Genomic DNA, 10,217 nt, shown 5'->3' on the forward strand with positions numbered 1-10,217 from the left:
GCGTGATCAAGCGAATTGACCACCCCCGTTGGCGTGACCGCAATAAGATACAAACGGAACCGGTCGTGGAACTGCGTGGCGTTTCTTTTGCCTATGATGACCGGACTGTGCTGACCGATATTCAGTTGGAAATCTACCCCCATGACTTTTACGGCATCATCGGACCGAACGGTTCCGGTAAATCAACGTTGCTCAAGCTGATGCTCGGTTTGGTGACACCGGACGCCGGTGAAGTGTTGCTTTGGGGGAAGCCGTTGACGGAAAACACCAATCGCGCCCGGGTCGGTTATGTGCCGCAAAAAGCGACGGCTTTTAATGCTTCCTTTCCGGCCACCGTCGCCGAAGTGGTGGCCACCGGACGAATTGGGCGCCGCGGTTTATTCGCTCGCCCGAATCCACAGGACCGGGAGATTGTCGCTGATTGCTTAGAACGCGTCGGTATGGCTGATTTTGCTCATCGTCATATTGGCCAACTTTCCGGCGGCCAGCAACAGCGCGTGTTTATCGCCCAAGCGCTGGCCGGTGAACCGGAACTGTTGTTGCTGGATGAACCGACGGTTGGTGTGGACAGCGAACAGCAAAGTTTATTTTATGATTTGATGACCCATTTAAATCATGATTTGGGCTTGACGATTGTCATGGTTTCTCATGATATCGGTGTGGTCACGGAACGGGTCAATAAATTAGCTTGTGTCAACGGCCGTCTTTTTTATCATGGGGAAGTTAGTTTGTTTAAAGATCGGCAAACGGAGATTTTATCACGGTTGTACGGACAAGTGGTTGAAGTTGTCTACCACCATCATTAGGATGATCGAAAAGTGGTGAGTGCATGTTCGAGTTATCGGGATGGTTGCAGCAAGGATTTATGCAGCGGGCCCTGCTGGCCGGGATCATGGTGGCCGTGCTATGCCCGACGATTGGCTTATTTCTCGTGTTACGGCGGTTATCGATGATCGGTGATACGTTGGCCCATGTGTCTTTGGCCGGTGTGGCCGGCGGCATTTTAGCCGGCGTCTATCCGCCGGTGATGGCCTTGAGTTTTTCCGTATTGGCCGTGCTGGCCATTGAAAAATTGCGCCGCACCTACCAGCACTATGCGGAACTTTCGATTGCCATCATCTTGTCCGGTGCGGTCGGATTGGCGGGGATTTTACTCAGTCAAAAAAATTCGGCTTCATCGGATTTAATGAGTTACCTTTTTGGCAGTATTGTCGCCGTCAATGAACAGGATCTGTTGATCTTGGCGGCCGTCATGGTGATCGTCACGGTGACGGTAGCGATACTCTATCAACCGCTTTTTTATATTACCTGGCAAGAGGAAAAAGCACGGCTAAGCGGTTTGCCGGTATCGACGCTGAATTTGGTTTTGTTGATCTTGGCGGCGCTGGTCATCGCTTCTTCGCTGCGCATCGTCGGGATTTTACTGGTTTCTTCGCTGATCACGTTGCCGGTGGCGGCTAGCTTACAATGGGCGCGCAGTTTTGCTCATGCTTTTTGGCTGGCCCAAGGGTATGCGCTCACCGCCGTGATTCTTGGTTTGGCCTTATCCTACGGTTTTGATTGGGCACCAGGGGGTACGATCGTGTTAATGGCCGTGACTTTATTGATCTTGACGCTCTTGGTAAAATGGTTGATTCGTTCGTGGCGCCGCCATGGGCTGAGCACCAGTGCTTGATCATGGATATACGCAATAGCGAATACAGTCTTCCTGGCTGATGGATTGCTTCTTGAAAATCGTTTCAAGAAGCTTTTTATTTTTTTAGGGTAGTAAGGATTTGTGAAGTTTTTAGTTCCAAGCTCCCCAAAGTCCAGGCACGATTAGCAGCCTCATCCATAATTTAAAGCGGGTAAAAAATTGTACGCAATAAAGATCCTGGATTGCTTGCACCAGGACGCTTATCGATGCAACTCGCGATGCAGCGTATACGAAGGATGAGGTGATCGGCTTGCTCAAATCAGCCAACGCTGATGGGGTGGCGCCAGTACAGGTAGATCGGATATATATTGAGTCCTACCATCGATCGCAGTTCGGGCAACGGGCTCGACAGATGTTACGGTATTTGGGGCCAGCTTTTATTGTTTCAGTTGCTTATATTGATCCCGGGAATTTTGCCACCAACATCAGTGGCGGTTCCAAATTTAATTATGCGCTGCTTTGGGTGATCTTGTGGAGCAATGCCATGGCGATCTTTTTGCAAACCATCTCGGCCAAGCTGGGAATCGCCACCGGATCGAATCTCCCGGAGATGTGTGCCAAGGTATTTTCGCGCCGGACCAACTGGTGTTTATGGATTGTGGCGGAAGTGGCGGCCATGGCGACCGACTTGGCGGAATTTCTCGGCGGGGCGCTGGGATTGTATTTGCTTTTGCAGATTCCCTTGCCGTGGGCCGGTTTGATCATCGGCGTCTTGACCTTGTTGATCATCTACATGGAAAAATACGGCCAGCGTACGGTGGAGATGATCATCGGTTTGCTGGTGGCGGTGATCTGTGGCGCTTATACGTTGGAGCTATTTTTAGCTAAACCTAACTGGTCCCAAGTAAGCTATCATACGCTCGTTCCTTCTTTGCCCAACGGTGAAGCGCTGCTGATTGCCGTAGGGATGCTGGGCGCGACGGTGATGCCCCATGTGATTTATTTGCATTCCCAGTTGGTGCAGTCACGCAAGACACCGGAAACGGAGGAGCAAAAAAAGCGTCATTTTCACCTGACCCGTTGGGACATTATCATTGCCATGAACATTGCTTTTATCGTGAATGCGGCCATGGTTGTTGTGGCCGGATCGGTGTTTTTTACTCATGCTGTTGAAGTGGAGACGATTGAACAAGCGCATCAATCGCTGGCACCGCTGCTGGGTTCGTTGTCCAGTGCTGTTTTTGCGATTGCGCTGCTGGCGTCGGGGCTTTCCTCATCGGCTGTGGGTACCATGGCGGGGCAGACGATCATGAAAGGATTCGTCAATCTGCAAATTCCCTTGCTTGTCCGTCGGTTGATTACGATGGTACCGGCCATGGTGGTGATCATGTGCGGCATCGATCCGATGAAAGCGCTGGTGATCAGTCAGGTGGTGCTGAGCTTTTCCTTGCCGGCAGCGGTCATCCCTTTGTTGATGATTACACGGCGTCGGGAGATCATGGGTTCGCTCGTAAATTCACCGTGGACGAATCGGTTGGGTTATTTGATTACATCGATCATCATTGGGTTAAATGCGGTATTGATCATACTTACATTTACTGGTCAAGTGTAATGATCATGATCAGAATCGGCTTGTATGCAAGCACGTGAAGGAATAAAAAGAATGTTCGAATTCCATAGCTATCCATAGCGATGAAAATTGGGTATAATAGAAGGATGAAGATCGAGTAACTGTGTGGCTTGGAGTGAAGATCACGTGTCTGAATACATCGGTAAAGTGTTGCCCATTAATCTCGAGGAAGAGATGCGCAAATCCTTCCTCGATTATTCCATGAGTGTTATTGTTTCTCGCGCCTTGCCGGATGTACGGGATGGTCTCAAGCCCGTTCACCGGCGCATTCTTTATACGTTGCATGAGACAGGCCGGTCGCCGGAAAAACCCTACAGCAAATCGGCCGGTCTCGTCGGTGACGTCATGGGTCGCTATCATCCCCATGGCGATTCGGCGATCTATGATGCCATTGTGCGTCTTGTGCAGGATTTTTCGACTCGTTATCCTCTGATCGACGGTCACGGTAACTTTGGTTCCGTCGACGGTGATCCGGCGGCGGCCATGCGGTATACAGAACTGCGGATGGCCAAGATTACGACCCACTTGTTATCGGACATTGAAAAGAACACCGTTCCGTTTAAGCCGAACTATGATGAAAAACGGCAAGAACCGATGGTCCTGCCGTCGCGGTTACCCAATTTATTGATTAACGGTTCGTCGGGGATCGCCGTCGGGATGGCCACGAACATTCCCCCGCACAACATCGGCGAAGTGATCGATGCCGTGGTCATGTTGATCGATCAACCCGATGCCACGATCCAAGATCTGATGCAAAAGGTCAAAGGCCCTGATTTTCCCACGGGCGCTTTGATTATGGGCCGGGAGGGCATTCGTCAAGCCTACTTGACGGGCCGCGGCAGCGTGATCATGCGCGCCAAAACGCGTATCGAAAAAATGAACGGCGGCAAGATGCGCATCCTTGTCCATGAGATTCCCTACATGGTCAATAAGTCCCGGTTGTTAGAGCGGATTGCCGAACTGGTACGGGATAAAAAAATCGAAGGCATCAGTGACCTGCGCGATGAATCGGATCGCCGAGGCATGCAAATCGTCATAGAACTTAAACGTGATGCGAACCCGCAAGTCGTTCTCAACCACTTGTTTAAGCAAACGCAGTTGCAAGACAGCTTTGGCGTAATCATGCTGGCCCTGGTTGACGGTGTGCCCCGCGTGTTGAATTTGCGCGATATGCTCTACTATTATTTGGAGCATCAAAAAGACATCATCGTCCGCCGGACACGCTACGAACTGGAGAAGGCGCAAGATCGGGCGCATATTCTGGAAGGATTGCGCATTGCCATCGATAATATCGATCGCATCATCGAGATCATCCGTTCGTCAGCAACGGAAGATGTTGCCCGTCCCCGGTTGATGGACGAGTTCAAGCTGAGCGAAAAGCAAGCGCAAGCGATTTTAGATATGCGCCTCAAGCGGTTAGCCGGCTTGGAACGCGATAAAATTGAGGAAGAATACAAAGCGCTGCTCGAAGCCATCGCCTATTACGAGGCGGTGCTGCAATCGGAGAGGATGGTCCTCGATATTATCCGCACGGAGATTCTGGAGATTCGCCAGAAGTTTGCCGATGCTCGGCGCTCTGAGATCTTATCGAGCGGTGCCGAAATGGATGTCGAAGATCTGATTGCCGAAGAAGATGCGGTGATCACCGTTACCCATAATGGCTACATCAAACGCTTGCCCGTTGATACCTACCGGTCACAGCGGCGCGGCGGCAAAGGTGTGTCCGGTATGGGCACCAAAGCCGACGACTTTGTCGAGCATTTATTTATTACAACGACCCATCATTATTTGCTGTTTTTCACGGATCGCGGCAAAATGTATCGCATCAAAGCCCATGAAGTGCCGGAAGCTTCACGAACAGCCAAAGGTACAGCGATGGTGAATTTGTTGGCGATCAATGGTGATGAAAAAGTGACGGCCGTCATTCCCATCAAAACATATTCGCCCGATCTTTATTTGCTCATGGCCACCAAGAACGGGGTGGTCAAGAAAACCGGTTTGGAGCAATATGATACGTCCCGTAAAGACGGTCTGATCGCCATCAGTTTGGATGAAGGCGATGGCTTGATCGGTGTGAAACTGACCGATGGGCAAAGTGATATTCTGTTGGCTACCCAAAAAGGAATGGCTGTGCGGTTTAACGAAAGCGATGTGCGTCACATGGGCCGATCAGCCCGTGGCGTCAAGGGGATTGCCCTTGGCACCGATGATCGGGTTGTGGCGGTGGAAGTGGTCAAAGATGAAGATGTGTTGCTGATGATCACCGAAACCGGCATGGGCAAACGCACATCGGCTGAAGAATATCGCCAGCAACAGCGCGGCGGCAAGGGCATCAAAGCGATGCAATTGAGCAGTAAAACAGGCCAACTGGCCGGCTTAAAAGTGGTACGCCCTGGCGATGAACTGATGGTCATTTCCACCGACGGCGTGGTGATTCGCTTGAATGTCGATGAAATTAACCTCCAAAGCCGGGTAACACGGGGTGTCTCGATTATGAAGCTCAATCCCAACGATAAAGTGGTTGCTTTGGCGCGGCTGGCGATGCGTGAAGAAGAGGTCGAGTAATTGCACAAGAAAGGATGATTCACATGCGCAAGGCCAATCAAATCTTTCAGGGTGCCGTCGATGCCTTTGCGGAAAAAGGTTTTGATCGTGCAACCATGGATGAAGTGGCTGAGCGTGCGGGAGTCGCCAAAGGAACGCTCTATTATCATTTTGTCGGCAAGGAAGAGCTGATTTGTTTTCTGATGGAAGAAGGCATTGGCCAACTCAGTTCGGCGGTTGCCGAAGCGGTTGCGCAAACCGATGATCCGCAAGGGCAAGTGCGGGCGGCGATCGGAGCCATGGTTGCTTACTCGAATGAAAATCGTAAATTCTGCCAGCTTTTAGTCAAGTGCATCTGGTCCAATGCCGAACGACAGGAGCAATTTCGTGAGATCTTGCAAAGTTACTTTGATCGGCTGACGGGGATTTTGAACCATGGCATTCATCGCGGCGTGTTTCAGCCTCAGCCGATGGAATGGGCTCCCTCGGCGTGGTTTGGTTTGGTGACGATTGTAATTTTGCGCGTCATTTTGCAGGGGCAGGCGACGGATCAAGAGCGACTGGTCGATTATCTTTACACGCAATATATGTATGGGATCATCGGGCGCGATATAAAAACGCCGAACTGATCCAATAACGAGGTAAGCAAATAGCCACGATATGCGCCATATCGTGGCTATTTTTTTTCAAAAGGTGCGTCTGATCCCCTCCATAGGCGCTGGGTGCGGGATGATCTTAGAGATGGCCCTGATGAACAATATGGGCGAGATCGCCAAGGGTCAAAATCGTCCGGCGTTCTCGCAGCTTATGAAGCAAAATCGTAAAAAGATGGGCCGTCATCATGGCGTCACCGAGGGCGGTATGGCGCGGGTACGCTGGCAGATTATACGTTTCGATCAAACCATCAAGGCTATGATCGGTGAGATGAGGATGGATGGCTTTGGATAAGGACAGCGTATCGATCACCGGGTTAGGCATGGCCATGTGAATCGATTTCAAGGATTGATTAACAAAAGCCACATCAAAGCTGGCCCGGTGCGCCACAAGGACACTGCCTTCGATAAAAGCTAAAAATTCAGCCAAGACAGGATAGACCGTGCTGGCCCCTTCCACATCGCTATCGGTGATGCCGGTCAGTTCTTGGACGACCGGCGGGATGGGCCGTTGGGGGTTGATCAAAGCGTCAAAGACGTGACCGCTGTTGATCTCATTATTGGTGACGGCGACAGCACCGATCGCGATCAGTGCGTCTTTTTGAGGAGAAAATCCGGTGGTTTCCGTATCAAAAACAACAAAACGAAGGTCGTTAATCGGCCGGCGTAGCAAGGGTAGGCGGCGATTCTTCTGGCTGTGAGTAGCCATACGCAACCGTTCTAAGGACTGATCATCGATCTCGGTATTTTTGTTCAGCCAGTAGCGTACGTGATGGAAAATACGCGATACCATCGAAAAGCCTCCTTCATCCTAGGTTAGAGAAAACCGGGAAGGCGAAACGCCGAACCGGTCAGCTGTTGTAAGCGACTAACCGCTTGAATCGCTTCACGAAGCCGGTTTTGTTCCGGTTTGGATAATTGATAGGGATTGATATAGTTATCCGGTGGTAAGCCGCGGTTTTTTCTGCGGATGTTTTCACAAATACGCAGTTCCATCAACGTTAAGTAACTTTGAATGAAGCGCTCGCCGTCATCGGTGCTGAAGGTATTGGCCGTCTGCAGTTGTTGTAGACGTTCGACCGTATTGGTCGTACCGATACCGGCACGTAACGCAAAGATGCGTGCGCTGTCGACAATATGAACCATCAAACTGCGCTTGAGATCGAGCTCATCTTTGTGTTCGCCTGATTTTTCGGTGACAAAGGAACGTAAGAAACTGAGGCCGGCACGGTGCTGCAAATCATCGGCGGCCAGGTGATGCAGTCCGACGGGATAGCGGCGGTAAAGATCGTGGACACTGTGACGCAGTTGGCTGGCCAGCACCGTATCGCCATAGATATCACGAAAGTCAAGAAAGATCGTCAGCAAGCGGATGTTTTTGGAGAGCGATTCTTCAATCCAAGTTTCCAGTCGTTCCTGCCACTCATCGAGCGCGCGGCACCAGTCAGGTGACGAACCCATAACGTTGCCGCGGCAAGGCGCAAAGCCGCAAGCGACCAGGGATTCAACAACTCGTGCGGCCAAGGTCATAAAGTACTGGCGCACCTGTTCACGCTGGCTGTGGGGAACCGGTGCAAACAAGATGGCATGATCTTGATCGGTTCGCGTCATCTGTTCCCGGCGTCCGGCCGAGCCAAGGGATAACCAGCAATAAGCCGTCGGCGGCGGACCGTAGCCCGCTTCAATCATCTGCGATAAGGCGATCTCGATGGCGCGCACGGTCAGTTGATCATAAAGGTGGCTGATCATATCCATGATTTCCGTGGGTTGTACGTGATGCGTCAGCATGAGATCGAGCCAGCGATCAATACGGGGCATGACGGCCACCAGTTCAGCGACGGTGGCGCTGCTTTGCAGCGCTTGCACCAGGGCAAGGGCGTCATTGGTGGAGCATTGGACAATATCGGAGTGAGCGATGATACCGACCAGCTTGGATTCTTCTTGTAAGCACACATAACGGCTATGGTCGCGCATCATCGCCAATAATACTTGATACAAGTGGGCGTCCGGCGTGAGGATGGTCAGGGAAGGGCGCATCGCTTTGGCGACAGGCAGATCAAGCGAAGCGGCCCAATGATGGATCAGATCGCGTTCCGTAATGATACCGATGGGCTGCTCTTGATCCATCACCACCAAAGCGCCGATATTTTTCTCAGCCATTTGCTGCGCAACCGATCGTAAGCTGGCCGATGCATCAACGCTTACGATCGGTGAAGACATAAAATCACGTGCTAAGGAGCGAAGCGGATCATTCGCCGTTGTTGGGGATTCGGTGATCACTTCATCGAGCAGGATATGTTGGCGGGCAATGACGGTACGGGCAAGATGGGCCGAAAAAGCAGCCTGCTCTTCCATCCATGCCAATACGCGCTCCCGTTCAATTGTCAAACAAAGCAAGTCGCTCGTGGCTTTGGCCGTAAGGGGATAGGTGCTTTCCGTAAGTGCCGACTCACCGAAAAAAAAGTGCTGGCCGCACCGTTCGATCAGCATGTCTTGACCGCCTTGATGACGAACCAACAGATCGAGAGATCCGCTTAGGGTTATAAATAAATACGGATAGACCGGTTGATCTTGATAAAAAATTTTTTGCCCGCGAGGAAAAAAAACCGGTTTCACTTGGGCCATGGCTTCAGCCAATGCAGAAGGCGGCAACAGCGAAAAGGGCACGATGCTTTGCAGCTCTTCGTAATAATTCATGGATGAGTTCTTCCTCCTTCTTCTTTGTTTACGGGTGCCGGTACAAGTCATCGTTCAAGCGATGAAAGTGATAACTCCATTATAGCGGTACCGGTGGGATGGCAGGAAGATAATATTAGAATATTCTAAAAAATTAACTACGGAGGAAGTAAGCATGCCGATTTTACCGGATGTCTTGGCACCCGGGCTGGATGTTGTCTTTTGCGGAACTGCACCCGGCGAAAAGTCCGCGCGGGCCGGTGCTTATTATGCCGGTCCAGGCAACCAGTTTTGGCCCGTGCTTTACCGAACCGGCTTAACTCCCTATCAGTTAGCGCCGGCTGAATTTCGATTGATGCCAACGTTTGGACTGGGCCTAACTGATCTGGTGAAGGAACACTACGGGCAAGATGAGCAATTGCCGAAAGATGCTTTTGATTCGGTGGGCTTACGTCAAAAGATCGTAGACTGTGCACCGAAAATTTTAGCCTTTACCAGTAAGCGTGCGGCAAAAGAGTTTCTTGGGCGTGCTGTTGCTTACGGATGGCAAGAAGAGACGATCGGCACTACGAAAATATATGTGTTGCCTTCGACATCGGGTCAGGCAAGGAGGTTCTGGCAAGAAGGTTATTGGCAAGCCCTTGCTCAGACGGTCCGTGTCGCTGTTGATAAAGTCGGCAGCGGTGATCTTAAAAAAAGTGATTGACATTGTAGAGCCGTAATGATAAGATACTCCTCGTCTTCGGAACAGCAAGGGCTACTTCATCTCGGAATGAGGATTACCAAAATAAATCCTGATGAAAAGATAAAAAACACTTGCAAAGAACGAATGACTATGCTAAAATTCATAAATGTCGCCGCAAGTTGAAATGATGCGAACGAAGATGGTGTGTATATCACTTTGTGTCGAGTCGGGCAGCCTGTGGTGCAACCGGTCCTTGAAAATCAAACAGTTGGAAAAAGCGTGATAACCTTTTAATTAAGAATTCCAGTTAGTAAGTAAACGAGCTTGACTCGAACACTTCATATTTTATGGAGAGTTTGATCCTGGCTCAGGACGAACGCTGGCGGCATGCCT

8 protein-coding genes are annotated in these 10,217 nt (G+C 50.9%); 6 read left to right on the top strand and 2 right to left on the bottom strand.

All coding sequences use genetic code 11. The features are described from left to right. Positions 1-2: 2 nt before the first annotated feature. The 5 genes from EDD73_RS08820 to EDD73_RS08840 all read left to right on the top strand — a co-directional run bounded on the left by EDD73_RS08820 (position 3) and on the right by EDD73_RS08840 (position 6,439). Positions 3-806, top strand: a complete 804-nt coding sequence (locus EDD73_RS08820; RefSeq protein ID WP_243116851.1) for a metal ABC transporter ATP-binding protein — start codon at positions 3-5, stop codon at positions 804-806. Between the two features lie 23 nt (positions 807-829). Beyond that, entirely contained in the window at positions 830-1,675 is an 846-nt protein-coding gene (locus EDD73_RS08825) for a metal ABC transporter permease (RefSeq protein ID WP_131919415.1), read from the top strand. Between the two features lie 322 nt (positions 1,676-1,997). After that, positions 1,998-3,248 (top strand): Nramp family divalent metal transporter, encoded by a 1,251-nt coding sequence (locus tag EDD73_RS08830; protein WP_264672919.1) that lies wholly within the window; start codon positions 1,998-2,000, stop codon positions 3,246-3,248. A 144-nt stretch (positions 3,249-3,392) separates the two neighbouring features. Continuing rightward, positions 3,393-5,831: a DNA gyrase subunit A gene (gene gyrA, locus EDD73_RS08835; protein ID WP_131919417.1), complete on the top strand. Its 2,439-nt coding sequence runs from the start codon at positions 3,393-3,395 to the stop codon at positions 5,829-5,831. 23 nt (positions 5,832-5,854) lie between these two features. Continuing rightward, complete coding sequence (locus tag EDD73_RS08840; protein ID WP_165876422.1) at positions 5,855-6,439, top strand: TetR/AcrR family transcriptional regulator; 585 nt, start codon at positions 5,855-5,857, stop codon at positions 6,437-6,439. A gap of 106 nt (positions 6,440-6,545) precedes the next feature. Here the strand turns inward: EDD73_RS08840 and EDD73_RS08845 are convergent, their stop codons facing one another. After that, positions 6,546-7,256, bottom strand: coding sequence for a 3'-5' exonuclease (locus EDD73_RS08845; RefSeq protein ID WP_131919419.1), 711 nt, complete (start codon positions 7,254-7,256; stop codon positions 6,546-6,548). Positions 7,257-7,279: 23 nt separating this feature from the next. After that, positions 7,280-9,160: a DUF294 nucleotidyltransferase-like domain-containing protein gene (locus EDD73_RS08850; RefSeq protein ID WP_165876423.1), complete on the bottom strand. Its 1,881-nt coding sequence runs from the start codon at positions 9,158-9,160 to the stop codon at positions 7,280-7,282. Between the two features lie 154 nt (positions 9,161-9,314). Between EDD73_RS08850 and EDD73_RS08855 the strand changes: the two genes are divergently transcribed. After that, the gene (locus EDD73_RS08855; protein ID WP_131919421.1) at positions 9,315-9,845 is read left to right on the top strand and encodes a mismatch-specific DNA-glycosylase; all 531 of its coding nucleotides are present in this window, start codon (positions 9,315-9,317) and stop codon (positions 9,843-9,845) included. Positions 9,846-10,217: the final 372 nt, after the last annotated feature.

Origin of the sequence: Heliophilum fasciatum, from assembly GCF_004341395.1 — a bacterium.
Taxonomy (GTDB): domain Bacteria; phylum Bacillota; class Desulfitobacteriia; order Heliobacteriales; family Heliobacteriaceae; genus Heliophilum; species Heliophilum fasciatum.